The sequence below is a fragment of the Curtobacterium sp. NPDC090223 genome, from assembly GCF_044746585.1.
Taxonomy (GTDB): domain Bacteria; phylum Actinomycetota; class Actinomycetes; order Actinomycetales; family Microbacteriaceae; genus Curtobacterium.
In genome coordinates, this window is sequence record NZ_JBIVCN010000003.1 from 373,972 (window position 1) to 399,764 (window position 25,793).

23 protein-coding genes and 1 pseudogene are annotated in these 25,793 nt (G+C 72.8%); 9 read left to right on the forward strand and 15 right to left on the reverse strand.

Features of this window, described 5'->3' with window-relative positions:
- Positions 1 to 36: 36 nt before the first annotated feature.
- From ribA to ACIPJY_RS09285, 7 genes and pseudogenes are all read right to left on the reverse strand, one after another.
- Positions 37 to 678 (reverse strand): annotated as a pseudogene (gene ribA, locus ACIPJY_RS09255) (GTP cyclohydrolase II); the annotation flags it as partial.
- Positions 679 to 689: 11 nt separating this feature from the next.
- Positions 690 to 1,745: a bifunctional diaminohydroxyphosphoribosylaminopyrimidine deaminase/5-amino-6-(5-phosphoribosylamino)uracil reductase RibD gene (gene ribD / locus ACIPJY_RS09260; protein WP_400467402.1), complete on the reverse strand. Its 1,056-nt coding sequence runs from the start codon at positions 1,743 to 1,745 to the stop codon at positions 690 to 692.
- Positions 1,746 to 1,834: 89 nt separating this feature from the next.
- Positions 1,835 to 2,416 carry a GNAT family N-acetyltransferase gene (locus ACIPJY_RS09265; protein WP_400467400.1) on the reverse strand — a complete coding sequence of 194 codons (582 nt, stop codon included), beginning with the start codon at positions 2,414 to 2,416 and terminating at the stop codon, positions 1,835 to 1,837.
- A gap of 1 nt (position 2,417) precedes the next feature.
- Positions 2,418 to 3,428 carry a tryptophan--tRNA ligase gene (gene trpS, locus ACIPJY_RS09270; RefSeq protein WP_400467398.1) on the reverse strand — a complete coding sequence of 337 codons (1,011 nt, stop codon included), beginning with the start codon at positions 3,426 to 3,428 and terminating at the stop codon, positions 2,418 to 2,420.
- Between the two features lie 41 nt (positions 3,429 to 3,469).
- Positions 3,470 to 4,312: an exodeoxyribonuclease III gene (locus ACIPJY_RS09275; protein WP_400467396.1), complete on the reverse strand. Its 843-nt coding sequence runs from the start codon at positions 4,310 to 4,312 to the stop codon at positions 3,470 to 3,472.
- Between the two features lie 171 nt (positions 4,313 to 4,483).
- Positions 4,484 to 4,756 (reverse strand): HPr family phosphocarrier protein, encoded by a 273-nt coding sequence (locus tag ACIPJY_RS09280; RefSeq protein WP_111106577.1) that lies wholly within the window; start codon positions 4,754 to 4,756, stop codon positions 4,484 to 4,486.
- Between the two features lie 63 nt (positions 4,757 to 4,819).
- A complete protein-coding gene (locus tag ACIPJY_RS09285) occupies positions 4,820 to 5,590 on the reverse strand; it encodes a DeoR/GlpR family DNA-binding transcription regulator (RefSeq protein ID WP_400467395.1) in 771 nt (256 codons plus the stop codon).
- 283 nt (positions 5,591 to 5,873) lie between these two features.
- Between ACIPJY_RS09285 and ptsP the strand changes: the two genes are divergently transcribed.
- The 5 genes from ptsP to ACIPJY_RS09310 all read left to right on the forward strand — a co-directional run bounded on the left by ptsP (position 5,874) and on the right by ACIPJY_RS09310 (position 12,323).
- On the forward strand, positions 5,874 to 7,529 hold the full coding sequence (ptsP, locus tag ACIPJY_RS09290) for a phosphoenolpyruvate--protein phosphotransferase (RefSeq protein WP_400467394.1): 1,656 nt from the start codon (positions 5,874 to 5,876) through the stop codon (positions 7,527 to 7,529).
- A 64-nt stretch (positions 7,530 to 7,593) separates the two neighbouring features.
- Positions 7,594 to 9,147, forward strand: a complete 1,554-nt coding sequence (locus ACIPJY_RS09295) for a PTS mannitol transporter subunit IICB (protein ID WP_400467393.1) — start codon at positions 7,594 to 7,596, stop codon at positions 9,145 to 9,147.
- A 73-nt stretch (positions 9,148 to 9,220) separates the two neighbouring features.
- Entirely contained in the window at positions 9,221 to 9,658 is a 438-nt protein-coding gene (locus ACIPJY_RS09300) for a PTS sugar transporter subunit IIA (RefSeq protein WP_400467392.1), read from the forward strand.
- Positions 9,655 to 10,821: a mannitol-1-phosphate 5-dehydrogenase gene (locus ACIPJY_RS09305; RefSeq protein ID WP_400467390.1), complete on the forward strand. Its 1,167-nt coding sequence runs from the start codon at positions 9,655 to 9,657 to the stop codon at positions 10,819 to 10,821. The genes ACIPJY_RS09300 and ACIPJY_RS09305 overlap by 4 nt, the downstream gene beginning before the upstream one ends.
- 206 nt (positions 10,822 to 11,027) lie before the next feature.
- Entirely contained in the window at positions 11,028 to 12,323 is a 1,296-nt protein-coding gene (locus ACIPJY_RS09310) for an ice-binding family protein (RefSeq protein WP_400467389.1), read from the forward strand.
- Positions 12,324 to 12,655: 332 nt separating this feature from the next.
- On the opposite strand, the gene ACIPJY_RS09315 is transcribed toward ACIPJY_RS09310, so the two are convergent.
- Genes ACIPJY_RS09315 through ACIPJY_RS09350 form a run of 8 tightly spaced genes read right to left on the reverse strand, consistent with a single transcriptional unit; the run spans position 12,656 to position 22,312 of the window.
- Positions 12,656 to 13,246 (reverse strand): hypothetical protein, encoded by a 591-nt coding sequence (locus tag ACIPJY_RS09315; protein ID WP_400467387.1) that lies wholly within the window; start codon positions 13,244 to 13,246, stop codon positions 12,656 to 12,658.
- A complete protein-coding gene (locus tag ACIPJY_RS09320; RefSeq protein ID WP_400467385.1) occupies positions 13,243 to 13,587 on the reverse strand; it encodes a hypothetical protein in 345 nt (114 codons plus the stop codon). Before ACIPJY_RS09320 ends, ACIPJY_RS09315 begins: the two co-directional genes overlap by 4 nt.
- A complete protein-coding gene (gene eccCa / locus ACIPJY_RS09325; RefSeq protein WP_400467383.1) occupies positions 13,577 to 17,542 on the reverse strand; it encodes a type VII secretion protein EccCa in 3,966 nt (1,321 codons plus the stop codon). Before eccCa ends, ACIPJY_RS09320 begins: the two co-directional genes overlap by 11 nt.
- Complete coding sequence (locus tag ACIPJY_RS09330; RefSeq protein WP_400467381.1) at positions 17,539 to 18,516, reverse strand: hypothetical protein; 978 nt, start codon at positions 18,514 to 18,516, stop codon at positions 17,539 to 17,541. The genes eccCa and ACIPJY_RS09330 overlap by 4 nt, the downstream gene beginning before the upstream one ends.
- Positions 18,517 to 18,518: 2 nt before the next feature.
- Positions 18,519 to 19,886 carry an EsaB/YukD family protein gene (locus tag ACIPJY_RS09335; RefSeq protein ID WP_400467379.1) on the reverse strand — a complete coding sequence of 456 codons (1,368 nt, stop codon included), beginning with the start codon at positions 19,884 to 19,886 and terminating at the stop codon, positions 18,519 to 18,521.
- Positions 19,883 to 20,185 carry a hypothetical protein gene (locus tag ACIPJY_RS09340; RefSeq protein WP_400467378.1) on the reverse strand — a complete coding sequence of 101 codons (303 nt, stop codon included), beginning with the start codon at positions 20,183 to 20,185 and terminating at the stop codon, positions 19,883 to 19,885. The genes ACIPJY_RS09335 and ACIPJY_RS09340 overlap by 4 nt, the downstream gene beginning before the upstream one ends.
- Entirely contained in the window at positions 20,169 to 21,266 is a 1,098-nt protein-coding gene (locus ACIPJY_RS09345; protein WP_400467377.1) for a DUF6177 family protein, read from the reverse strand. The genes ACIPJY_RS09340 and ACIPJY_RS09345 overlap by 17 nt, the downstream gene beginning before the upstream one ends.
- The gene (locus ACIPJY_RS09350; RefSeq protein ID WP_400467376.1) at positions 21,263 to 22,312 is read right to left on the reverse strand and encodes an FHA domain-containing protein; all 1,050 of its coding nucleotides are present in this window, start codon (positions 22,310 to 22,312) and stop codon (positions 21,263 to 21,265) included. The genes ACIPJY_RS09345 and ACIPJY_RS09350 overlap by 4 nt, the downstream gene beginning before the upstream one ends.
- A gap of 169 nt (positions 22,313 to 22,481) precedes the next feature.
- On the opposite strand from ACIPJY_RS09350, the gene ACIPJY_RS09355 reads away from it, so the two are divergent.
- From ACIPJY_RS09355 to ACIPJY_RS09370, 4 genes are read left to right on the forward strand one after another with little or no spacing between them, the layout of a single operon-like run.
- Complete coding sequence (locus ACIPJY_RS09355) at positions 22,482 to 22,805, forward strand: WXG100 family type VII secretion target (RefSeq protein WP_400467375.1); 324 nt, start codon at positions 22,482 to 22,484, stop codon at positions 22,803 to 22,805.
- 20 nt (positions 22,806 to 22,825) lie between these two features.
- The gene (locus tag ACIPJY_RS09360; protein WP_400467374.1) at positions 22,826 to 23,146 is read left to right on the forward strand and encodes a pore-forming ESAT-6 family protein; all 321 of its coding nucleotides are present in this window, start codon (positions 22,826 to 22,828) and stop codon (positions 23,144 to 23,146) included.
- A gap of 2 nt (positions 23,147 to 23,148) precedes the next feature.
- The gene (locus tag ACIPJY_RS09365; protein WP_400467373.1) at positions 23,149 to 23,532 is read left to right on the forward strand and encodes a DUF6507 family protein; all 384 of its coding nucleotides are present in this window, start codon (positions 23,149 to 23,151) and stop codon (positions 23,530 to 23,532) included.
- A 19-nt stretch (positions 23,533 to 23,551) separates the two neighbouring features.
- Positions 23,552 to 25,768 (forward strand): Tox-REase-5 domain-containing protein, encoded by a 2,217-nt coding sequence (locus tag ACIPJY_RS09370; protein WP_400467372.1) that lies wholly within the window; start codon positions 23,552 to 23,554, stop codon positions 25,766 to 25,768.
- Positions 25,769 to 25,793: the final 25 nt, after the last annotated feature.

A 25,793-nucleotide genomic window follows, 5' to 3' on the forward strand; every position in this document is an offset into this window, starting at 1 on the left:
GACCTCAGTGTACGACGGATGTCGCGAACCTGCGAATCAGTTGTGCGCGCCCGCCTCGAGGTGCGCGGGCAGCGTGTGGCCCATCCGGTCGCGCTTGGTGTCGAGGTAGCCGGCGTTCTGCACGGAGATGCCGACGACCAGCGGCACGAGGGCGTCCACGACGATGCCGTGCTCCTCGAGCTGGCGACGCTTCTCCGGGTTGTTCGAGAGCAGGCGGACGCGTCCGATGCCGATGTCGGCGAGGATGCCGGCCGCGCCGCCGTAGGCCCGCGAATCCGCGGGGAGCCCGAGCGCGAGGTTGGCGTCGAGGGTGTCGAGGCCGTCTTCTTGCAGGCGGTACGCCTTGAGCTTGTTGATCAGACCGATGCCCCGGCCCTCTTGCCCGCGGAGATAGACGACGACCCCGCCCTCGGTCGCGATCGTGTCGAGCGCGGCGTCGAGCTGCGGGCCGCACTCGCACTTCAGCGAACCGAAGGCCTCGCCGGTCAAGCACTCCGAGTGCACGCGGACGAGCGCGCCGTCCGCGGGGGCCGACCCGTCCGGCAGCGCGCCGATGATCGCCACGTGCTCGGCGCCGGTCACCAGGTCACGGTAGGCGCGCATCTCGAACGTGCCGTGCGTGGTCGGGACGTTCGTGGACACCTCGAACTGGACCGGACTGCCCGGGGTGGGGGAGGTCAGCGCGTCGGTCATGGGGTACTCCGGTCGTTACGGGCCCCGTCGTCAGCGTGCTCGCCGTGACGCCGATCGGGGTCGGCGTGGACGGGTCGTGCGCGCACCAGCAGGTCAGGGCCGAGGCTGGTGGTCGATAGTACGTCCAACCGCCGACGCTCGTTCATGCTTCCCACGCCGATGTCACCGAGCGCAACACGGGGGCCGCCGAGGAGCACCGGCGCGACGTAGACGAGGACCTCGTCGACGAGCCCGGCGGCGATGAAGGCCGAGGCGACCGTGGGACCGCCCTCGACGAAGACGGTCCGGATTCCCTGCTCGCCGAGCGCCCGGAGTGCGGCGTCGAGGTCGTGCCCGGGGAGCTGCAGGAACCCGCGCGGGTGGCGACGAACAGCCGCGTCGGCCGGCACCGTCCGGTCGCCGAGCACGACGGCGAGCGGCTGGTCGGCGAGCAGCTCACCGGCGTCGCCGCGGGCGGTCAGGGAGGCGTCGTCGGCGAGCACCGTGCCGGTCCCGACGACGATGGCGTCGTGGGCGGCACGCTGCTCGTGCACGTGCTGGCGGGCGGCCGCACCCGTGATCCACTTGCTCGACCCGTCGGCAGCGGCGGCGCGGCCGTCCAGGCTCGACGCCCACTTCACGGTGACCCACGGACGGCCACGACGGACCGAGGTGAGCCAGCGCTCGAGGAACGCCGACGCCTGGTCCGCGAGGACACCGGAGACGACGTCGACCCCGGCGGCGCGGAGTCGGTCGGCGCCGCCGTGCACGGCGGGACCGGGGTCGTCGATCGCGTAGACGACACGGCCGACCCCTGCCTGTACCAGGGCGACCGAGCAGGGGCCGGTGCGCCCGGTGTGGTCGCAGGGCTCGAGGGTCACCACGACGGTCGCGCCGCGGAGTTGCTCCGGGGTGACCTTGGCCATCGCGTCGACCTCGGCGTGCGGGGTCCCCGCGCCCTTGTGCCAGCCCTCGGCGAGGGTCTCGCCGTCGGGGGAGAGGACGACGGCACCCACGCGCGCGTGATCGCCGAGCACGGGGCCGAGCGCCGCGAGTTCGAGCCCACGCCGCATTGCCCGCACCTCAGCGACGGAAGCGCTCGAAGCGCCCGAAGCGCCGGAAGCACCCGAAGCGCCGGGAGCACCCGAAGCGCCGGACCCGGTCACGCGCCCTCACCCCCCGAGGCGTACGACTCGGGCGGCCACGGCAGCTCCGACGCGGGCGCGCCGTCCGCACGACGGAGCCCCTTCCACGCCGTCGCCGGGGAGCCGTCCCGGTTCGGGATGTTGGCGTCCCCGGTCCCCGTGTAGGCGAACCCGGCCCGCCGCGCGACGTTCGCCGACGCGGTGTTCCCCACGTAGCACTCCCAGTACACGTCCGGAGCGCCCTGCTCGAACGCCCAGTCCACGACGAGCGACACGGCGTCGTGGACGAGGCCCTGCCCGCGCGCGGACGGCGCGAGCCAGAACCCGATGTCCCGCCGCTCGGTGCGGTACGACACCACGCCCTCGAGCCAGGTCGACCCGTGTCGCCGGATCGCCCACGTGTACTCCCGATCGGACGCCCACCCCGGCCCGACCAACGCGTCGACGAAGGCGTTGGCGTCCTGGGGGCGGTACGGCGTCGGGATCGTCGTCCAGCGGATGACGTCCGGGTCCTGGCAGCCGTCGGTGATCGCGACGGTGTCCGCGCGCGTCGGGACGTCCAGGCGCACCCGGTCGGAGGCGAGCGTGACGGGCAGCACGTCAGTGCCGAGGACGCGGCACGAAGCCGATCCGGTCGTAGACGCGGGCCAGCGTGTCCTCGGCGATGGCCGAGGCCCGGTCGGCCCCGACGGCGAGCAGCCGGTCGAGTTCGGCCGGGTCGTCCAGGAGCTCGAGCGTGCGCGCGCGGACCGGCTCGAGCTCGGCGACGACGGCGTCCGCCACCTCGGCCTTGAGGTCCCCGTAGCCCTTGCCGGCGAACGAGGTCTCGAGGGAGGCGACCGGCGTCCGGGTGAACGCCGACAGGATCGAGAGCAGGTTCGTGACACCGGGCTTCTCGGCGCGGTCGGCCCGGACCTCGCGCTCGGTGTCCGTGACGGCGGACTTGATCTTCTTGGTGGTGCGCTTCGGCTCGTCGAGCAGCAGCACGAGCCCGGCGTCGGACGCGGCCGACTTGCTCATCTTGCTGGTCGGGTCCTGCAGGTCGTAGATGCGCGCGGTGTCGCTGAGGATCCGGGCGTCGGGGACCACGAACGTGTCGCCGAACCGGGAGTTGAAGCGGTTCGCGAGGTCACGGGTCAGCTCGACGTGCTGGCGCTGGTCGTCACCGACCGGGACCACCTGGGCGTCGTAGAGCAGGATGTCCGCGGCCATCAGCATCGGGTACGTGAAGAGCCCGACCGAGGCGGACTCCGCGCCCTGCCGCGCCGACTTGTCCTTGAACTGGGTCATCCGGCTCGCCTCGCCGAAGCCGGTGATGGTGTTCAGCACCCAGGCGAGCTGCGCGTGGGCCGGCACGTGCGACTGGACGAAGAGCGTCGACTTGGTCGGGTCGATGCCGGCGGCGATGTACTGCGCGGCGGTGCGGCGCGTGTTCTCGCGGAGGGCCTCCGGGTCCTGCGGGGAGGTGATGGCGTGCATGTCGACGACGCAGTAGATCGCGTCGTGCTCGTCCTGCAGGTCCCTCCACTGCATCAGCGCGCCGATGTAGTTGCCGAGGTGGAGGGATCCGGCAGAGGGCTGGATGCCCGAGAAGATGCGGGGCTTGCTCATGAGGTGGTCCTGTCGTGCTGGAGGAGAAGCGTGGGGGAGGGTCAGAGCTCGTAGTCGACGACCACGGGGGCGTGGTCGGACCATCGCTGGTCGTACGCCGCTGCGCGGTCGACCGTGTACGAGCGCACCTTCGCGGCGAGGTCGGGCGTGGCCACCTGGTAGTCGATGCGCCAGCCGGTGTCGTTGTCGAAGGCCTGACCGCGCCACGACCACCACGTGTACGGACCGTCGACGTCGCCGGCCTGCTCGCGGCCGACGTCGACCCAGCCGAGGCCGGGACCCGTCGACCCGTCGGCCCCGGACACCTGCGCTCCGTCGGCCCCGAAGAAGCGACTGAAGTAGGCGCGCTCCTGCGGGAGGAAGCCGGCACGCTTGACGTTGCCCTTCCAGTTCTTGATGTCGCGTTCGTCGTGGCCGACGTTGAGGTCGCCGACGACGACCGCGAGCGGGTTGTGCTCACGGACCTTCGGCAGGCGCTCCGTCATGGCGTCGAGGAACTTCCACTTCTCGTCCTGCTTCTCGGTGCCGACCTCACCCGAGTGCACGTACGTCGACACGACGGTCACCAGGGTGCCGCCGATCTCGTAGTCCGCCTCGAGCCAGCGTCCGGCCGAGTCGAACTCCGCCGGGCCGAGCTCGACGCGGTGGATGTGCGCCTTGTGCTTCGAGGCGATCGCGACGCCCGCGCGGCCCTTCGCCGTGGCCGGGTCGTGCACGACGTCCCACTCGTCGCCGAGGAGCGCGGTGATGTCGTCGGTCGACGCGCGGACCTCTTGCAGGGCCAGTACATCGACGTCGCGCGTGGCCAGCCAGTCGCCCATGCCCTTGCGGAAGGCGGCACGGATGCCGTTCACGTTGACGGATGCGAGGCGCAGGCGAGTCATGCAGAACACCCTATCGGCGGGCGCCGACACCCCCGGACCCCGCCGGACGCGGCCACGGGGCCGGTCGGGTCCGGCTCCTGAGGTGACCAGCAGACGGACGGGAGGCCCGGTGCCAGCTGGCACCGGGCCTCCCGTCCGGACGTGGTCGCGTCGACGACGCGACGTGCGCGGTCAGGCCGCGTCGTGGTCCGTCTTCAGGAACTCGACCAGGCTGTCCGCAGTGGTCTCGGCGTCGTCGCCGCTCACCGTGAGGGTGACCTCGTCGCCGTTCTCGACACCGAGGCCGAGGAGCCCGAGGATGCTGCCGGCGTTGGCCGACTTGTCGCCCTTGGCGATCGTGACCTGGTGGCCGGACGCGGTGACGGTCTGGACGAACAGCGACGCCGGACGGGCGTGCAGACCGGATCCGCTGGCGACGGTGACGGTGCGGGTGGCTTCGGACATCGATGAACTCCTTCGATGGGGTGGTCGGCCCATGGTAGCGAGCCGGTGGCTGGGGGGACCGGCTCAGGGCCGGCCGGGCCAGAAGACCTCGGCGCCGGCGGCCTCGACCTCCCGGACCAGGTCCAGGTTGACGCCGGGGTCGGTGATGATCGTGTCGATCGCGGCGAGCGGGGCGACGCGGCCGAACTCCTCGCGGCCGAACTTCGTGTGGTCGGCGAGCAGGATGCTCCGGCGCGCGGCCTTGATCATCGCGGACTTCACCGCGGCCTCGGCCATGTTGTGCGTCGTCAGGCCGCGCTCCGGCGTGATGCCGTTGATGCTGATGAAGGCGACGTCGACACTCACCATCCCGATGAGCTGGTGCGTCCACGTGCCGACGCCGGCGAGCGAGTCGCTCCGGATGTTGCCGCCGAGCAGGTGCAGGTCGATGCCGGGGCGGTTCGCGACGGCCATCGCGACCGGCAGGGAGTGCGTCACCACGGTCAGTCCACGGTCGGTGGGGAGCATCTCGGCGAGGCAGATCGTGGACGTGCCCGCGTCGATCATCACCGACCCGTTCTCCGGGAGTTCCTCGAGCGCGGCCTCGGCGATCACCATCTTCTCGGCCTGGTTGATGCCGCCGCGGTCGCCGACGCCCGGGTGCAGTGTGATCCGCTCGACCGGGATGGCGCCGCCGTGCGCCCGCCGGACGAGCCCGCGACGCTCGAGCGAGGTGAGGTCGCGGCGGATCGTCTCCGGGGTGACCTCGAGGAGCTCGGCGAGGTCCTTGACGTCGACCCGGCCGGCGGCGCGCGCCTGCTCGACGATGCGCTGGTGGCGCTCTGGTGCGTACATCGGACCTCGGTGTCTCGGAGGGTGTCGTGTGAGGGTGACCGCAGGCCGACTCGGACCGGAACGGACATGGACGGATGCGCACCGGCCGGTCGACGCCCGAAGTGGGGCCGTGCCAGACCAAAACGGGCATCTGTTTGTGCATTTTTATCCCCGGATGTGTTTGTTTGTCAACGCGGATCGATGTAGTGTGCTGCTCAGCCGCACGGACGTGGTCCGTTTCGTGTCGCACTGCACCGAACCGAACCACCCCACCGCAAGCGCGCGTGAGATGAAGGAGTCTCGAATGCCCGAACTGCTCGGAACCGGCGTCGGCCGTGGCGTCGCCCACGGCCCCGTGCTCCGGATGGCGGACCCGCTCGGCGAACCGTCGACGGCAGCGCTCGAGGGCTCGGCGGACGACGCGAAGCAGGCGGTCCACGCCGCCCTCGCCGCGGTGGCGGACGACCTCAACAAGCGCGGTCAGCTCGCCGGCGGCGACGCCCAGGCCGTGCTCGAGGCGCAGGCCCTGATGGCGCAGGACCCGACTCTCCTGGACGACGTGCACGCCCGCATCGACGGCGGCACGAACGCCGAGCGCGCCGTGTACGAGGCGTTCGCGCAGTTCCGCGACCTGCTCGTCTCGATGGGCGGCTACATGGGGGAGCGCGCGGCGGACCTCGACGACGTCGCCCAGCGCATCATCGCCAAGCTCCGCGGCGTCCACGCGCCCGGCGTTCCCGAGTCGGACACCCCCTTCGTGCTCGTCGCCCGCGACCTCGCACCGGCTGACACCGCGCTGCTCGACCTCGACAAGGTCCTGGCGCTCGTCACCCGTGACGGCGGACCGACCTCGCACACCGCGATCCTCGCGCGCGCCAAGGGCATCACCGCGATCGTCGGTGTCACCGGCGCCGACGACCTCGTCGACGGTGTCGACGTCGTGGTGGACGCCGCGGCGGGCACCGTCGTCACCGACCCGTCCGCGTCCCTCGTCGCGGACGTCGAACAGCGCATCGCCGACCGTCTCGCCGCCGCTGCCGCACCGCTCACCGCCGGTGCCCTCGCGGACGGCCACGTCGTGCCGCTCCTCGCGAACCTCGGCAGCCCGGCCGACGCCGCCGGTGCCGTCGCTCTCGGTGCGGAGGGCGTGGGGCTCTTCCGCACCGAGTTCCTCTTCCTCGACTCGCCGAAGGCCCCGACGGTCGACGAGCAGCAGGAGTCCTACCGCCAGCTGCTCGCCGCGTTCCCGGGCAAGAAGGTCGTCGTCCGCGCGCTCGACGCCGGCGCCGACAAGCCGCTGCCGTTCCTCACCGACAAGGACGAGGAGAACCCGGCGCTCGGTCGCCGCGGGCTCCGTGCCCTGCGCAACCACCCCGAGGTGCTCCGCGACCAGCTCACGGCACTCGCCCGCGCCGACGCCGAGACCGAGGCGGATCTCTGGGTGATGGCCCCGATGGTCGCCGACGCCGAGGAGACCGAGTACTTCGTCGACCTCGCACGCGAGCTCGGGATCCGCACGGCCGGCGTGATGGCCGAGGTCCCCTCGCTCGCGCTGATGGCCGAGCAGGTCTTCCAGTCCGCCGACTTCGTGTCCATCGGCACGAACGACCTGACCCAGTACACGATGGCCGCCGACCGCATGCTCGGCACCGTCGCGTCCTACCAGGACCCGTGGCACCCCGCCGTCCTGCGCCTCGTCGCGCAGCTCGGCAGCGCCGGCACCGACGCGGGCAAGCCCGTCGGGATCTGCGGTGAGGCCGCAGCCGACCCGCTCCTCGCGGTCGTGCTCGTCGGACTCGGCGCCACCACCCTCTCCATGACCCCCGCGGCCCTCGCCGACGTGCGCGCCGAACTCGGCAAGCACACCCTCGACGAGGCCCGCGAGATGGCCCGGGCGGCACTCGCTGCATCCACGGCGGCGGCTGCCAAGTCCGCCGCCGCGGCAGCGCACGCCGCCTAGGCCCCCTGCTCCACAACCCGTCCCCCTCCACGCAGCAGCACCACCACACAGAAAGTCACCGCACATGACAACGTCGTCCGTTGCAGCGCCCGACGCCCCCGCCAAGTCGCGGGGTGGCGCACGCGTCGCCGTTCAGAAGTTCGGCACGTTCCTCTCCGGCATGGTCATGCCCAACATCGCGATCTTCATCGCGTGGGGCATCATCACGGCCTTCTTCATCGAGACCGGCTGGACGCCCGTCGGCATCCTCGGCGGCTTCGGTGAGACGGGCGGCGTGGCGAACGTCGGCCTCGTCGGCCCGATCCTGACCTACCTCATCCCGCTCGCGATCGCGATCCAGGGCGGCCGGATGGTCTACGAGACCCGCGGCGCCGTCGTCGGGTCGATCATGACCATGGGTGTCATCATCGGCGCCTCCGGCACCACGATGATCCTCGGCGCGATGATCTGCGGGCCGCTCGGCGCGTACCTGATCAAGCAGATCGACCGCATCTGGGACGGCAAGATCAAGCCGGGCTTCGAGATGCTCGTGAACAACTACGCGGCCGGCATCCTCGGCTTCGTGCTCGCGATGATCGGGTTCTTCTGGCTCGCCCCGCTGTTCAAGCTCATCGCCGAGGGCCTCGGCGACGCGGTGAACTTCCTCGTGCAGCACTCGCTGCTGCCCCTCGCCAGCGTCATCATCGAGCCGGCGAAGGTCTTCTTCCTCAACAACGCGATCAACCACGGCGTGCTCGACCAGCTCGGCGCGCAGCAGGTCCAGGAGTCGGGCAAGTCGATCCTCTTCCTGCTCGAGGCGAACCCCGGCCCCGGTCTCGGCATCCTCCTCGCCTTCACCTTCTTCGGTGTCGGCATCGCCCGCTCGACCGCTCCCGGCGCGATCATCATCCAGTTCCTCGGCGGCATCCACGAGATCTACTTCCCGTACGTGCTGCAGAAGCCGGTCCTCTTCATCGCCGTCATCCTCGGTGGTGCGACCGGTGTCGCGACGAACGTGGCGTTCCACTCGGGTCTCGTCGCTCCGGCGTCCCCCGGGTCGATCTTCGCAGTGCTCGGTGCGACGGCGAAGGACAGCTTCGTCGGCGTCATCCTGTCCGTGGTGTTCTCGGCGGCCGTCTCCTTCGCGGTGGCGTCCTTCTTCCTCATCACCACCCGCAAGCGCGACCTGGCGACCGGTGGCGGCGACATGACCGCCGCGTTCGACAAGATGCAGGCCACCAAGGGCCGTGACGCCAACGCCGCGACCGCAGGTCTGTTCGGCAACAACAGCCCCGCCAACGAGCAGGAGTCCGAGGCCGCCCTGGGCGGTGTCGGCGCAGGCACCGCGACGACGACCCGCGTGGAGAACGTCGTGTTCGCCTGCGACGCGGGCATGGGCTCGAGCGCGATGGGCGCGAGCGTCCTCCGCAACAAGATCAAGAAGGCCGGCATCGAGGGCGTCACCGTCGTCAACAAGGCCATCGCGAACCTGTCCGGTGACGAGGACCTCATCATCACGCAGGAAGAGCTGACGGACCGCGCCAAGCAGAAGAACCCGAACGCACAGCACGTGTCGGTCGGCAACTTCATGAACGCGCCGCAGTACGACCAGGTCGTCGACCAGCTCAAGAACCAGTAACGAAGTGCAGTATCGGAGGGGGCGGGCGAAGGCCCGCCCCCTCCACCACGTCCACGAACCAAGGAGAACACCGATGCCCGTCCTGCAGGAGAGCCAGATCCGGATCCACACCGAGGACACCGCGCCGACCAAGTCGGAAGCGATGAAGGAGGCCGCCGAGATCCTCGAGGCTGCAGGCGCGGTCACCGGTGAGTACTACCCGGCCATGCTCGAGCGCGAGAAGAGCGTCTCGACGTACATGGGCAACTTCCTCGCCATCCCGCACGGCACGAACGACGCCAAGGACGCGATCAAGTCCTCCGCCCTGTCGTTCATCCGCTACGCGGCCCCGATCGACTGGGACGGCAACGAGGTCCGCTTCGTCGTCGGCATCGCCGGCGTCAACAACGAGCACCTCGACATCCTCTCGAAGATCGCGATCGTGTTCTCCGACGAGGACGAGGTCCAGAAGCTCACCGACGCACCGGACACCGCGGCGATCCTGTCGATCCTCGGCGAGGTCAACGAGTGACCTCCACCGACCAGCGCACCGCCGTCCACTTCGGTGCCGGCAACATCGGCCGCGGGTTCGTCGGACTGCTCCTGCACGAGGCGGGCTACGAGGTCGTCTTCGCGGACGTCGCAGCACCCCTCATCGACGCGCTCGCAGCCGCCGACTCGTACACCGTGCACGAGGTCGGAGCCGGTGCGAAGGACCACGTCGTCACCGACTTCCGCGCCCTGAACAGCGCGCAGGACGAGCCGGCCGTCGTCGCCGAGATCGCCGCGGCCGACATCGTCACGTGCGCCGTCGGACCGAACGTCCTGAAGTTCATCGCCCCGGTGATCGCCGCGGCCCTGCAGCAGCGCGACGTCGCTGCGGCCCCGATCGCGGTGATGGCGTGCGAGAACGCGCTCAACGCGACGGACCGCCTGCGCGAGTTCATCGTCGACGCGCTGCCCGCCGACGTCCGTGACGCCGCGCTCGCCAAGGCCGTCTTCGCGAACACCGCCGTCGACCGCATCGTCCCGGCCCAGCCCGAGGGCGCAGGCCTCGACGTCACCGTCGAGACGTACTTCGAGTGGGCCATCGACCGCACGCCCTTCGGCGGCTCCGAGCCGGAGCTCCCCGGTGCGCACTACGTGGACGGCCTCGCCGCGTCCATCGAGCGCAAGCTCTTCACGGTGAACACCGGGCACGCCACCGTCGCGTACCACGGCTTCGTCGCCGGGGCGGACAAGATCTCCGACGCGATCGCGATCCCCGCGGTCCGGTCCGAGCTCGAGTCCGTGCTCGCCGAGACGAGCGACCTGCTCATCCGTCGGCACGAGCTCGACCCCGAGGTGCACCGTGCCTACGTCCAGGCGATCATCGCCCGGTTCGAGAACGTGCACCTGCCCGACACGGTCACGCGCGTCGGTCGCCAGCCGCTCCGGAAGCTCTCGCGCGACGAGCGGTTCGTCTCGCCGGCAGCCGCCCTCGCCGAGGACGGCTCCGAGCCGATCGCGCTCCTCGACGCGATGGGCGCCGCGCTGCGCTTCGACGTCGCGGACGACGAGCAGAGCGTGGAACTGCAGGCGCTGCTCGGCTCCGACAAGTCCGACGCGGACGTCGTGACCGAGATCACCGGCCTGGGTGCGGAGCACCCGCTGCACGCGGCGTTCGCCGAGCGGGTCCGGTCCGCGCGCTCGTAGCGTTCCGACGTTCCGGACGGGAGGCCCGGTGCCAGCTGGCACCGGGCCTCCCGTCCGTGACGTGGTCACCGTCACCCCCCCGAACGGGTCAAGCCTGGACGTTCGTACCCCGAACGACGTGACGGGTGCACGACACTCGGCCCACCGGAGCGCACGCGGGGTCGTCGACGCCCGCCGGTGCACTCCGATCGCAGGCAGGGGCCGTCATGGCCAGCACGCATCCCATCCGTCCAGTTGCCGTGATCACGACGGGGATCGGACTCGCTGCGGTCCTGGCCCTGGGGTCGGCGTCGTCCGCCTCCGCGGCCACCGTGCTCGACGGGCCCGTCGGTCTCGGTATCGCGGCGACCTACGGTGTCCTCGGGGCGAGCGCGGTGACCAACACCGGCGCGACGCTGGTCACCGGCGACCTCGGCGTCGCACCGGGCACGTCCGTCACCGGGTTCGGCGGCGCGCCGAACGGGGTCGTCACCGGGACGACCCACCCCACCGACCCGACCGACACCGCGGCGGTCCAGGCGCAGCTCGACGCCACCACCGCGTACACCGTGGCGGCGTCGCTCACGCCGACCAGGACCGGGATCCGCGAGCTGAACGGGCTCAGCCTGATACCCGGGGTCTACACCGGCGGCGAGCTGGCACTCGCGAACAACGGCGCACTCACCCTCGCCGGGGACGCGGACTCGGTCTGGGTGTTCCAGGCGGCGTCGACGCTGACGATCGGATCCGGGACGCGCATCAGCATCACGGGCGGCGCGAACGCGTGCAACGTGTTCTGGCAGGTCGGGAGCTCGGCGACGATCGGCACCGGCGCGCAGTTCCAGGGGACCGTGCTCGCCGACCAGTCCATCAGCGTGACGAACGGCGCGACAGTCGCCGGCCGGCTGCTGGCACGGAACGGGGCCGTGACGCTCGACACCGACCGGATCACCGCGCCGACGGGGTGCCCGACACCGGGGACGCCGCAGCCGAGCGTCGCACCGACGATCACCTCGGGGACGCCGGCGACCGCGACCGCCGGGACCCCGTACTCCGCAACGGTGACCGCGAACGGCCTGCCGAAGCCGACCTTCTCGGACGACGGGACCCTGCCGGACGGCCTGGCCATCGACACCACCACCGGGGTGATCTCGGGCACGCCGACCACGGCAGGGACGACCTCGGTCACGATCACCGCGGGCAACGGCACCGGTCCGGACGCGACCCAGACGTTCGACTTCACGGTCGCGCCGGCGGCGGTCGTCCCGACACCCACGCCGACGCCGACGCCCGCCGTCGTGTCGCCCGTCGGGACCCCGGCACCCAGCGACTCGGCGACCGCCGGAGCCGCGGGGAGCGGGCCCGGCGCCTCGGAGCTCGCCTTCACGGGCGCCGACCCGGTTCCTGGTCTCGTCGCCGCGGGGTCGATGCTCGCCGTCGGCGCGTTCCTGCTCGTGCTGCGGTACCGCCGGCGCGCGGGGCGCGCGCGGCACCTCGCGGGGCTCGGGACGACGGCGGACTGAGCGGCGCGGGGTGGGGCGGCGCGGGCGGCGCGGCGCGGGCGCGGCCGCGCTTCGCGCGTGGCGGCCGCCGGCGCGCGTGGCGCCGCCTTCCGGGCGCGACGCCCCTGAACCGCCGAGACGCCGCCGATTTCGGCGGCGTCTCGGCCGCCGCTGGGCGTCTCGGCTGCTGAGGGGCGCGTCGGCGCCCGCGGCGCCGCCGTGCGCGCGCGGCGCCGCTGAGCGGGCGAGGCGCCGCGCGATGCGCGAGGCGCCGCCGAATCCGGCGGCGTCTCGCGCATTCGGCGGCGCCGCGCCGGCGACGGGGCGCCACGCGCGCCGCGCCGCGCGCCCGGCTACCAGCCGAGCAGGGTCAGCAGGTCCCGGACGGCCGCCGTGGTGGCCGGGGCGAGCCGCTGCGCGGCCACCCGGCCGGGGCGGGCGAGTGCCTCGTCGCGGCGGAGCACCACGACGGACGCGCCGGCCTCCCGCAGGACCCGGTCGTCGACACCCGTGGCGCGGGGAGCACGGTCGACGACGACGGCGACGGGCTGCGCAGCAGGTGCACCGGCGGCGGCGAGGGCCTCGAGGCCGGTCTCGATGCCGTCCGGGGTGGCCGCCATCACCACGACGACGGCGTTCTCCGGGGGAGCGGCGAGTGCGGCGGCCGCTGCGGGGTGCACGCCGATGTCGTGCACGCCGTGCCGTGAGGTCGCCTGGTCGAGCGTCGCGATCCGGGCGGCGAGGTCACCCGTGGCGTGGTCGCTCGCCTGCACCACGGCACCGATCCGACCGCCGATGGCATCGACCAGCAGCGCCGCGACCGTGGTGGTCCCGACCCCACCGGCCGCCCCGGTGACGATCATCGTGCGCGACCGGGCCGCCGCGGCACGCCGGGAGCCGGGCATCGGGGGCAGCGGAGCGGACGTCGGGGGCAGGTCGGTCACGAGCCGTCCTCCACGACGCAGCGGCCGCCGATCGCCTCGGCGAACGCGCGGGCGACCCGGACCCCGACGTCGCCGGCGGGGCCCCACGGAGCCCAGGCCTCGGTCCACCACACCGGGTCGTCGGTGGTCGCGGGGAGCAGCCGGGCCGGCTCACCGGGGGCCTCGAGCAGCTCCGGGACGCCGATGCTGAGCACGGCTGTACCGGAACGGTCGACGATCTCGGTCACCGCGGCGCCGTCGAGGGTGCGCAGCCGCAGGTCGGGTGCGACGTCGGCGCCGGCCACGACGAACGCGGACAGGTCGGGCGCGGCGTCCGAGACGATCACGAGGTCACGGGGCATCGGTAACGCCTCTCCGGTCGGCTGTGGGGAAGTGGGCGACCTGGATGATGCGCGGCGCCGTGCCCCGGCGGACCAGACGCCCTCGGCCGGCGGGGAACTGCTCCGCGTAGACCTTCGGGTAGATCTGTCCCTCAGAGCGTTCGCCGCTCATCACGAGGCCCGTGGCACCGGCGTCGCGGACCGACTGCAGGACGGTGTCGTACATCGCCCGACCGGCGCCCGCGACCGGGCGCGTGAGCACGACGTGCAGCCCGAGGTCCCGCGCCGACGGCAGGTACGGCAGCAGCGGTGAGAGCGGGTCGGTGCCGGCGGAGGCGACGATGTCGTAGTCGTCCACGAGCACGACGATGCGCGGCCGCGGCCCGGTGGCGGTCCCGGCCGCGCGGGCCTCGAGCTCGCCGGCGATCGCGGTCGCCAGGGCCCTGGCGTCCCGGCCGTTCGCCGCGTGGCCGCCGAGGTACTCGTCCGGGGTCCCGGCGGCTGCTCCACCGCGCACGTCCATGAACGCCAGGACGAGCTCGTCCGGCGTGGCACGGTCCATGAACCCGGCGGCGAGACCCCGCAACAGCGCGGTCTTGCCGCTGGCGGTGTCGCCGAACACCAGCAGGTGCTGGTCGAGCGCCGGGTCGAACGCGACGATGCCCATCGTGTCCTGCCGCAGCGCGAACGGCACGGTGTCCGGGGTGTCCAGCGGGTCGGGCAGCTCGGCGGGGTCGAACGACTCCGGCAGCAGGCGGATCGGCGCGGCGGCCGGACCCTCCCACGAGGCGGCGGCACGGCGGGCGAGGGCATCGAGTTCCTCACCGATGTCGTCGTCGTCCACGTCGTCGAGGAGCGGGAGGGCGATCTGGGCGAAGAGCTCGTCACCGGTGAGTGCGCGGCCCGGCTCCCCGGCCTTGAGGGTCGCCGCTGCGGCACGGGCGATGGTCGAGTCGGCGGGGTCGTTCAGCCGCAGCTCGAACCGCTGCCCGATGAGCGGCTGGACGGCGAGCCGGAGCTCGTTCCACCGGGTGAGCGCGACGACGACGTGGATGCCGAAGCTGCCGCCGCGCTGCAGGAGGTCCCCGAAGGCGTCCTCGAGCTCCTCGAACTCGGTGCGCATCGCGGAGAACCCGTCGACGAGCAGCACGACGTCCGCGGATCCCAGCTCGGGGACGCGGCCCTCGGCGTGGCGGGCCCTGAGCATCGGCAGCGAGTCGATCCCGTGCACGCGGAACACCGTCTCGCGCTGCCGGATCATCGCCTGGAGTTCCTCGATGAGGCGCAGCAGCCGGTTGCGGTCCGAGCGGGTCGCGACACCACCGACGTGCGGGAAGCCCTCGATGCGGGAGAGCCCGCCGCCGGCGAGGTCCATGCCGTACACGCTCACCTGGCGGGGCGTCTTCGTCAGCGCGATCGACGTCGCGACGGTCCGGAGGAACGTGGTGCGCCCGGAGCCCGGCGCCCCGATCACGGCCGCGTGCCCGCCGCCGAGCGTCAGGTCGACCTGCCAGGCCGCCTGCCGCTGCCGGACCGGGTCGTCGAGGAGCCCCAGTGGGAGCCGGAGTCCCGTCGTGTCCGCGGGCGCGTTGGCGTCGAGCACGGCGCCGAGCGCGAGCCGCGTCGGGAGCGGCGGCAGCCAGACCGGGGTCGTGCTGCCCTCGCCCTCACCGAGTCGCTCGACCGCCTCGTCCACGACGCTCCGGCCGACGTCGGGCGACTCCAGCGCCGCCTCTGTCGGGGCGTCGTCCTCGGCCGCGAGCGTGTTGTAGACCGGCAGCTCGAAGGGCTCCGGCGTCGTCTCGACGTCGCTCGGTGACGGCGCCGCGTCCTCCACCGGGCCCGACACGTAACCGGCGCGGAAGCGGGTGTAGACGCTCGTGTCGACCTTGAGGTAGCCGTAGCCGGGGACCGCGGGCAGGTGGAACGCGTCGCCGGTGTCGAGCACGACCTGGCTCTCGGCCTCGGAGAACGTGCGGAGCCCGAGCCGGTACGACAGGTACGTGTCGAGTCCGCGGAGCTTGCCGGCCTCGATGCGCTGGCTGGAGAGCAGCAGGTGGATGCCGATCGAGCGCCCGATGCGGCCGATGGTCAGCAGCAGGTCGACGAAGTCGGGCTCCGCCGTGAGGAGTTCGCCGAATTCGTCGATGACGAGCACCAGGTGCGGCATCGGCGGGAGCTCCGGCCGACGGGTGCGGAGCTCGCGGTAGTGCGTGATCGACGGTGAGGAGCCCGCGTCGCGGAGCAGCTCCTGGCGACGGCGGACCTCGCCGGCGATGCTCGAGCGCGCGCGCCGGGTCAGCTGCGGGTCGTCGGCGAGGTTGTCGATGAGTCCCGCGACGTGCGGCAGCCGGGCGAACGGGGCGAAGGCCGCGCCGCCCTTGTAGTCGACGAGGATCATCGTGAGGTCCTCGGGCGGGTGCGAGACCGCGAGCCCGAGGACGAGGGTCCGGAGCATCTCGCTCTTGCCGGACCCGGTCGCGCCGATGCAGATGCCGTGCGGCCCCATGCCGAGCTGCGCGGACTCCTTCAGGTCGAGCAGGAGCGGTGCACCGAAGTCGTCGACGCCGATCGGGACCCGCAGGAAGTCACGCGGAGCCCGCGGGCGCCAGGTCCTGGCGGTGTCGAGCGCGGTCACGTCGTCGGTGCCGATGAGCTCGGCGATCCCGATGGCGGCCGACGACTCGGTGCGCTCCTCGGCGTCGGCCGACAACCGGAGCGGCGCGAGCCCGCGGGCGACTGCGGTCATCACGGTCGGCTCGACGCGATCGCACACCGCGGACTGCACCGGCGCGGGCTCGCCCTCGGCGACGTCGCGGGCATCGACCACGTGCAGATCGGTCCGCCCGTCCTCGGTGCTCGTCGCGGTGATGCGCACCCGGACGTCGGACGGCTCGTGCAGACGGTCGGACACCAGGTGCACGACGGTGGTCCTGAGGTCCTCCGGTCGGGACTCGCCCTCCGGCAGGGGCAGCGGGACGGCCACGTCGCCGTGCTCGTCGGCGAAGACGACCAGGCGCGGCATGTCGCTCCGTTTCGCGGACTCGCCGGAGCGACGCCACATCGCAGCGGTCCGTGCACGCTCACCGAGCTCGGCGCCGAGCACCCGGGCGAGCGCGGTGACGTCCGGAGCGACGCGGCGTGCGTGCAGCGGGCCGTCGAAGGTGCGGTCCATCCGGCTGTGCGGCAGCAGGTCGAACCACGCCCAGTCCTCGTCGCGGTCCGCGGGGAAGGCCGCGGCGAGCTGGAGGTCGTCGGGGGAGTGCATCGCGGCCAGCTGGGCTGCGAGTGCCCGGGCGACGTCGAGCACGGCGGCCCGGTCGCCCACGACCGAGACGTCCCCGGCGTCGTCGAGCGCGACCGAGACCGGCATCGCCCGGACGGTGCCGTAGTGCTCGGCGACCTGCTCGAGCTCGACGAGCATCAGCGGGTCGAGCGGCTGCACCGGGTTCTGGTCGGCGGGGACGGTGAGGTCGAGCCAGCGGACGTCGCCGGTGCCGACCCGGGCGCGCAGGAAGTCCCCGTGCTGCCGACGGCGTTCCCAGAGCCGCGCCGGGTCGCGCACCAGTCGGGTGAGGGTCTCCGGCGCGGGGTCGACGTGCTCGGCGCGTTCGCGGACCTCGCGTGCGCGGTCCCGGAGGTCGCTCCGCAGCTCTTCGAGGTAGTCCAGGTAGCGCTCGCGCTGGGTGCGCCGGTTGCGCACGGCGTTCCCGCGCTGGGTGAACGCCATGCCGAGCCCGCCGACGAGTGCGACGACGAAGACGAGCGCCGCGACGACCATGAGCACGGGGTTGTTGCCCCGGAGCACGACCATCATGACGACCGAGGACACCGCGCCGACGACCGGCAGCAGGGACTGCAGCGGCAGGCCGCCACTCGGACCCTCCGGCAGCTGCGGCGGTGGTGCGAGCTGTTCGGCGTCGGGCCGGACGAGCGGTGTCGTGATGCGGGCCGGGCGGTGGACGATGCGGTTCATCGGGCTGCTCCCGTCTGGCGTCGGGTGGCGCCGACGGCGGCGTCGACGAGGGCGGCCGTCAGGTGGACGAGACCGGTGCGGAGTGCTGCCGACCGGACCCGGCGCGGGTCGGTGACCGCCGGGTCGTGCGGGACGGGGAGCACCCGGACGTGGTCCCAGGTCGCGGCGGTGCGGGCGGCGCGCTGCCCCTCGCCCGTGACGTCGACGGGGACCACGACGACCTCGGTCCCCGCGGCGTGTGCGCGGACGGCCTCGGCGTGCGAGACGGCCGCCTCGATCGCGGCGCGGTCAGCGGCGCAGACGAGTGCGACGACGTGCGCGTCCTCGGCCACGGCGCCGAGGTCGACGAAGGGCGACCGGCGTCCCCAGTCGCCGACGACGACGTCGAAGAACCGGGCGATCGGGTCGACGGCGTCGGCCCACTCATCCGGCGACGCCGCCCGGTCCGGGAAGCCTGCGCGCTCCGGGGACGCCGCCCGGTCCGGGAAGCCTGCGCGCTCCGGCGACGCCGCCCGGTCCGGGAAGCCTGCGCGCTCGGGGGACGCCGCCCGGTCCGGGAACCCCGCCCGGCCACGAGACGAGCCGTACCCGACCCGCAGCACGTGCAGCCCGGACGGCGCCAGCGCCAACCCGTCGGTCGCCTCCCACGACGCACGCGCACCAGCCCGGAGCGCGGACGGCGGCGTCGCGCCCTCCACCGAGGTCCCCGCGTAGCGGGCGAGCGACCGGCTGCCGGCGGCCCCGTCGACGCCGAGCACCCGTCCGGGTCGACGCCGCGCGAGCACCGTGGCGACGGCGGCAGCGGTCGCCGAGCACCCCGTCCCACCGGCCAGCGAGGTGAACGCGATGCGCCGGCTCGTGGGCACACCCTGCCGGATGGCCCGGTGTGCGTCGTCGAGCTCGCGCGCGCCCCCGGCGGTGCTGCCGAAGAACGCGCGGACGAGTGCGGGGCCGGCGTCGCGGAGATCCACCATGCTCAGAACGTCTCCAGGAGTGCGGCGAACAGTCCGAAGGTCCCGAGCAGCAGCGGGAGCGCCACCACGACGGCGATGGTCTCGAGCGCGTTCCCGATCGACCGGAGCCGTGCCCGCTGGTGCGCGGCGGGCCGGATGCCGGCGAGGAGCGCGGCCACGACGGCCAGCCCGGCGAGCACCACCACGACGATCGTCGGCGATGCGGCAGCGTGGTCCATGAGCCCCACGACCGCGGCGACGGTGACCGCGGACCAGAGCAGGACGCCCTGCAGCGCGAGCGGGAAGGCCCGGGTGCGGAGGGCGGTCACGACGACGGTGACGACACCGAGTGCGATCGCCCACGGGTCGTCGGCGCCGAGGAGCGCAGCGCCCGCCATCGCGAGCGGCGCGGCGACGGCGGCCGTGACCCAGTCGAGCGACCGGTACGCGTCGTCGAGCGCGGAGACGACACGGGGGCGTCCGACGAGCCCGCCGGCGCCGACCTGGTCGTCGAGCCCGGTGAGCCCGGCGGAGGACATCGCGGCGGAGGGCAGCAGACCGCAGGCGACGAGGGAGGCCACGGCGACGACGCCCCAGCCCGCGGCGGGCACGGCCGGGGTGAGCCACGTGACGACCCCGACGGCGGGCAGGACCACGCCGACCACGGCCGCGAGCCCGACGGTGCGCATCCGCTGGCCGACGCCGAGCCCGATGCCGAGCGCGATCCACGCCCAGACGACCACGAACGCGGCGAGCATGGCGGCGCCGTCCGCGGCGCGGGCCATCAGCGGAGCGCCGGCGAGCCCGACGGGCAGCGCCATCCCGGCCGAGGCGGCGGTGAGCACGATCCCCGTCCACCGGGCCCCGGCGCGCCCGGCGACGACGGCAGCGAGCGCCAGGACGAGCGCGGCGCCGAGGACGACCGCGGGCAGGACGACGGGCGACGGTGCCTGGTCCTGGGCGGCGCGCAGCACCCACCGGGCGCTCAGCGCGATGACCGCGAGCGACCCGAGCAGGCTGGACGCGGTGCCGACGGCGGCTGCGGCGACGGACTGCCGGGCGGCATCGGCCCAGGTGTCGTGCCGACGACCGAGCGACTCCGCGACGACGTCCGTGACGTCGCTCACCTCGGGCGGCGGCGGAGCGTCGGCCCGGCGGACCAGGTGCAGGACCTCGCCGTCCGCGACCGACTGGTCGGACGCACCGGCGCCGAGCGACAGTTCCTCGCCCGTGACGCGCACGAGGGTGACCGGGTGCGCGCTGTCCGCCACCGGCTCGTCGAGGATGTCGACGAAGCGCGGGAGCAGCCCGGCGAACGGCTCGTCGGACGCGACGACGACGTCGGCACGGCGAGCAGCCCCGACCACGGTCACGCGGGTGAAGTCGGTCACGGTGCCTCCGGGGCGTCGGTGCTGGTCGATGGTGCTGGTGTCGGCGACGACGGAGCGGTCGAGGTCGACCCCACGACGCCGCTCGTGGCGGCCTGCTTCGCGAGCGCCGTGGTCACGAACGAGTACCCGAGGCACCCGACCCCCACCACCGCGGCGAGCACGACGCTGCCGATGAACCGCCGGACGTTGTCGTTCACCTGGCGGCGGTCGGCGAGCCGGCCGAGCACGAACGCCTGCCGGAGACGCCGACGGTGGGTCGCGACGCTCTCCAGCAGGACGGAGTCACTGTTCCGTGGCACGCTGCACCCGCTCTCGTGTCGACTGGTCCATCTCGGTCGCGTCCGCCACCCGGCTGAACCCGATGTCGTCGAGCACGTCGGCGAGCTCGCGGACGGGGTCGCGATCCGTGCGCCGGCCGAACGGCAGCACGAGCGCCGGGATCCGCGGTCGTCCGGCGACGACCGCACCGAACCGCTCCGCGAGCACCGACGGGTCGAGCCCGAGGTCACGGACGGCCGGAGCGCCGAGGAGCATCGCGACCGGGGTCGGCGGCGCCTGCAGGACGGGCGACTGCAGCAGGTCGGACCGGCCCGGTCGCCGCATCACGAGTGCGAACAGCGGGAGCTGTGTCGCTGCCAGCCGGCCGAGCAACTGCGGGACGGCGGCGATCCGCATCGCGGTCACCGGGTCGCCGACGGGCCCCGCCGACACGAGTCCGGTGGTGAGTTCCTCGACGCCGTGGTCCGTGCGCTGGGCGGTCACCGTCAGCGCGGACCCGGGTCCGATCACGACGAAGCGCGTCGAGGTCGGCATCCGGTCCCGCGCCGCCGCGGTCAGGTCGTGCCGACTCCACGGTCGCCCGGCGGGTTCGTGCGTGCCCCAGCCGGTCGGCGCGGCGCCGGCGAGCTCCGCGGCGACCAGCTCCGCCGTGCTGCCGAGGATCGTCTCCGCTGCCGCACGGTGCCGCACCGACACCGAGACGACGAGCTGTTCCGCGGTCGCCGGTTCCGGTCGCAGGTACGGTACGGCGACGTCGTCCACCGAGGTGGGCGGTCCGAGCCGGACGGCGTCCGTGAAGGCGTCGAGACGTCGGCCGTCCAGGCCGTTGCGCAGACCGTCCTGCCCGCGCACCACCCAGGCGCCGCCGGTGTCCACGAGGTACTGGCGGAAGGGCTCCGTGAGCCGGGAGAGCCCGTCGGTGACCAGGATCGGCCGTGCCCCCTCGGCTGCGGCACGGCCGAGCAGGTCGAGTCGCCCGACGCCGAGGTGCACGACCGCGGCGCGGCTCTCGATGCGGACCGACCCGTCGCCGACCGAGTCGGCGAGGGGGTGCTTCGCGACCAGGTGCGCGTCCTGGTCCTGTCCACGCGACCGGCTCATGCCGCCCCGCCGACCCGGTCGAGCCGGAACGCGTGGTCGCCGATGCGCACGGTGGCACCCGGCGCCAGCACGACGTCCTGCCCGGGGAGGAGTTCGTCGAACGAGCCGTCCGGGTGCACGACGGTCGTGCCGTTGGTGGACGCGAGGTCACGGATGCGGACGACCCCTGCCTCCTGCACGAGGGCGGTGTGCGTCTTCGAGAGGGTGCGGGACAGGTCGGGTACCGCGATCGTCGTCACGCCCGCCTCAGCCTCGGGGTTGCGGCCGACGACGCACGTGGTGCGGAACCAGTGCACGGCACCGGTGTCGAAGGTGAGCACGGTCGCGTCCGACGGGACGGGGTCGGTGTCCGCGCCGGAGGCGGGGACGGTCGGCACCGGACCACCTGCGACACGGGTGGCGTCGAGACCGACCGGCACCGGGCCTCCCGGCGGGGTGGGCGTGTGCGGACGGACCCCGGCAGCCGCTGCTGCCCCGTACGTCATGCCGAGCTGGTCGAGGGCCGGCGACAGCGGGTCCCGACCGGAGCGGAGCGACGCGGTCACCGTGCCGGTGGCGCGGGCCCACGTGCCGCCGCCCGTTCGGTGTCGTCCCCGCAACCGCCGGAGCGCGGTGGCGGGTCCGCATGCGAGCGCGTCGTCGCCGTCGACGACGCGGGTCGCCATCACGAGTCCGCCGGGTCCACGACCCGTCCTGGAGGCTCGGATCACCACCGCGACGACCGTCACGACGAAGCCGACCACGGCCCCGGCGACCGTGGTGCCGACCGCGTCGGAGCGGGGGACCGCCGTGTGGGCCAGGAGGAAGAGGGCGGCGCCGAGCGCCGCCCCGAGCAGGCAGACGAGCACGTCGAGCGCGCGGGCCGCGGCGACCACACCGCCGGATGCCGGCACCACGCCGCGGAAGGGGTCGAACTCGACGGGCCCGACGGTCCGGCCGATCAGCACGCCGCAGTCGGTGCAGAACCGCTGCCCGTGCGTGGTCGCCGCACCGCACCGTCCGCACGTGAGGACCGGTACCACGGTCTCCACCACGATCGTCGACATCGCCCCCACCTCCCATCGGCTCGTTCGATCATGACAGACACCGACGGCCTGCGGTTCCTGGCACGGTGTCGGGTGCAACACGCCGTGACGTGGTCTAGGCTGCCATGCATCCGGCGTCCCCCGAACCGGGGGTGGGGAACGACAGAAAGAGGCAGCGATGAAGTTCGCTATGGGGGCTCAGGTACTCACCAACCTGACCAAGCAGACGTCCAACGCATCCGGGGACCTGGGCACGCTCGTGCACCGGCTCGCGGATTCCGCCGAGCCGCTCCAGGGCCGCTTCAACGGTGCCGGTCGTGCCGCCTTCGACCGCTTCAAGGGGCAGACCGACTCGATCGCGAACGAGCTGAACGGCGCGCTCGCGAGCGTCCTGCAGGGCGTGTCCGGCATGGACCGTTCCTTCCAGGAAGGCGACCAGGACATGGCCCAGTCGACGACGTCGGCCGAGGGCAGTGCCAACTTCGACGCGGCCCGCTTCAGCGGCCGCGCCTGATCTCACGAGGGGAACAGATCATGAGCAACGGTGGCAACCAGGCAGACCGTCGTGACTACGACGTCGCCGCATCGCAGAACGCCCAGGACAACTTCAACGCGGTCGCGTCGCAGCTCGAGTCGCTGATCGCCCAGCGCGACAGCGACGTCAAGGCCGCGATGGCGGACTACCAGGCCGACGGCGTCTCGGACGAGTACCACGCGAAGGAACAGCGCTGGAACTCCATCGCGAACGAGGTCAAGTCGATCATCGCGACGCTCCGCAGCTCGCTGCAGTCGAACGACGAGTCGGCCCAGTCCGCGATCAGCAAGGCCAAGTCCGCCGTCGGCAACATCGGCTGACGATGGCGAACGGATGGCGGGTCGACCCCGCGGGGGTCGAGCGCGTCCTCACCGCGGTCGCCGACCGGACGACGACGATGTCGACCGCGCTCGGCGGCTCCGAGGACGGATCGGTCAAGGGCGTCGACACCGTCGTGCAGGCGGCGGCGACGGCCGCGCAGTCGCAGGTGATCGGCGAGGCCATCGCGCGGTTCTTCGAGCACCGCAAGGCGACGCTCACCGGCATCCAGAACCGGGTGCGCGCGTCACTGCTCGGGGCGTCGGGGGCGACCGCCGCCATCAACGAGGGCGACGAGGCCATGGCGGCCACGACGCAGTCGAACGCCGTGTCCGCGGCCTCGAACGGGAACTTCTCCGCGTTCGACGGCGCTCCGGGCGCGAACTAGCAGGGGGAACCACAGCGCGATGAGCGGACTCGTCAAGGTCGGGGAGATCCCGTACACCGACGTCGACCTCTCCGGGATCACGGCGGGAGCCGGGAACCTCCGGACGGTCGCGTCCGCGGTGCGCGACGGCTCGGCCGACATCCACAGCGCGTGGACGCCCATCTCGCAGTCGTACGAGGGGCCGGCGGACCAGCAGCTCTTCGACGCGATGAACCCGATCGTGCCGCAGGGCACCGCGTTCGGCGATGACCTGGACACCGTCGCGAAGGCGCTCGACGACTTCGTGACCGAGGTCACCCCGATCGTCGCGAAGCTCAAGACGTACGTCACGCGGGGCAACCAGCTGCACGCGGACGTCAAGCAGCACGACGGCGCCTGGGACGAGGACGAGACCCTCAACGGCGAGAACAACGACATCATCAACGGCGTCGCGAACCAGGTCGTCGCGTACCAGGCCGCCGAGCGCACCTGCGCGAACACGATCCGCGGCCTCTCGGGCCTGGCGGCGCTGCACGCGATGACGGGCGACGACCCGGACGACGAGCTCGGCTACGGGTACAAGGAACTCCCGATGGGCACGGAGCTGCCGTGGGGGACCGCCGAGGCCCGCAAGGAGAGCTGCGGCGAGAAGACGCTGTACTTCGTCCCGCACCTGCTGCAGGGTGTCGTCGTCGACGGCATCTGGGGCACGGTGCAGGGCCTCGGGCAGCTGGTCGGCATCGACGGCACCGGGTGGCACCTCGACACCCTCACCAGCGCCTGGAAGGGCATGGGCTCGCTCATCGGCTACAGCGCTGCGGACGACTCATGGAGCTGGGGCAACGCCGGGGAGGCGTGGAAGGGTCTCGGCAAGGCCACCGTCGGGTGGGACGCCTGGGCGGACGACCCGGGCCGCGCTGCGGGACAGGCCGTGTGGGGCATCGGCTCGCTGCTCATCCCCGTCGCGGGCGAGGTCGGCAAGGTCGGTGCGCTCGGCAAGGTGGGCGAGGTCGCCGGCACGGTCGGCAAGGCGGGCAAGTTCCTGGACCTCGTCGATGCCGGCGCGTGGGCCTCGAAGGGGCTCACCTCGGTGCTGCCGAAGCTCGGGGACCTCAAGGGCCTGGTGTCGTCCGGGCTCGGCGACATGAGCGGGTTCACGGGCAAGATCGCGGACTTCAAGACCGGGCTCGGGGACTTCCTGCACGGGCACCACGGCAGCGACGCCGAGGTGCCGCCCGTGCGGTCGGAGCCGAGCGTCGAAGCGCCGGCGAACGCCCACAACGGCGGGTCCACGGTCGAGGCCCCGCCGGTGCGGGAGCCGGAGCTCGTGGGGGCCGGTGGGCACGGGGAGTCGGGGACGGCGACGGAGCACGGCGGCGGGTCGGACTCCGGGTCCGGTTCCGGTTCGGGCTCGTCCGGTGGGCACGGGCACGGGGGTGACTCGGGCAGCAGTGGTGGTTCGGGGCACGGGACGGATGCGGAGCACGATGGGGGCACCGGGCACGGGTCCGACGCTGACGGTAGTGCTACGGGACACGGTTCCGACGGGGACGGCGCTGGCACCGGCCACGGTTCCGATGCCGACGGCGGCATCGGCGGGCATGACGCTGGCACGTCGGATGGTCCCGGTCACGCGCCGTCGGCTGGTGACGACACCGCGCCAACACCTGCTGGGGGCGAGCACAACCCGGCGCCCGAGCCCCGACCGGTGCCCAAGGCCGACGAGTTCGACGCGTCCCGAGGCGACCAGTACGACTCCGGGGATCCGCTCCGCCCGGGCGATCCGCATCCGCATGTCCCAGCCGAGACGTACAACCAGGCGTCGCACGAGTCGGGCTGGAAGTACTTCGGTCGGCAAGACCATGAGTGGGCCGACTACCAGGCGCAGATCGCTGGGGTCGAGCGCACGGCCGATGGCAAGCTCCCCGAGTACCGCCAGTTCACTGAGGACGGCGCGACCGTCGACTTCGACGGCATGACCGAACGAGGGCACCCGCCGCAGGAGGTCTTCCTGGATGCGAAGGCCTTCAACCGAGGTATCGCGTTCGCCGACCCATCCAGTCCGTACTGGAGCAAGCGCATTCCGAAGATGATCGAGCAAGCGGAGGCCCAGATCGCAGCGCTGCCCGACGGTGCGCGGCTAGAATGGCATGTAAAAGATCCGTATGCTGCCGACGCCGTTCGACGTCTGCTGCGGTCTGCGGGAATCGACGGCGACGATCTCGCCGTGATCTTCACCCCACTGAGAACGGAGTAAGCCCTCGATGCCCTTCCCGACATGG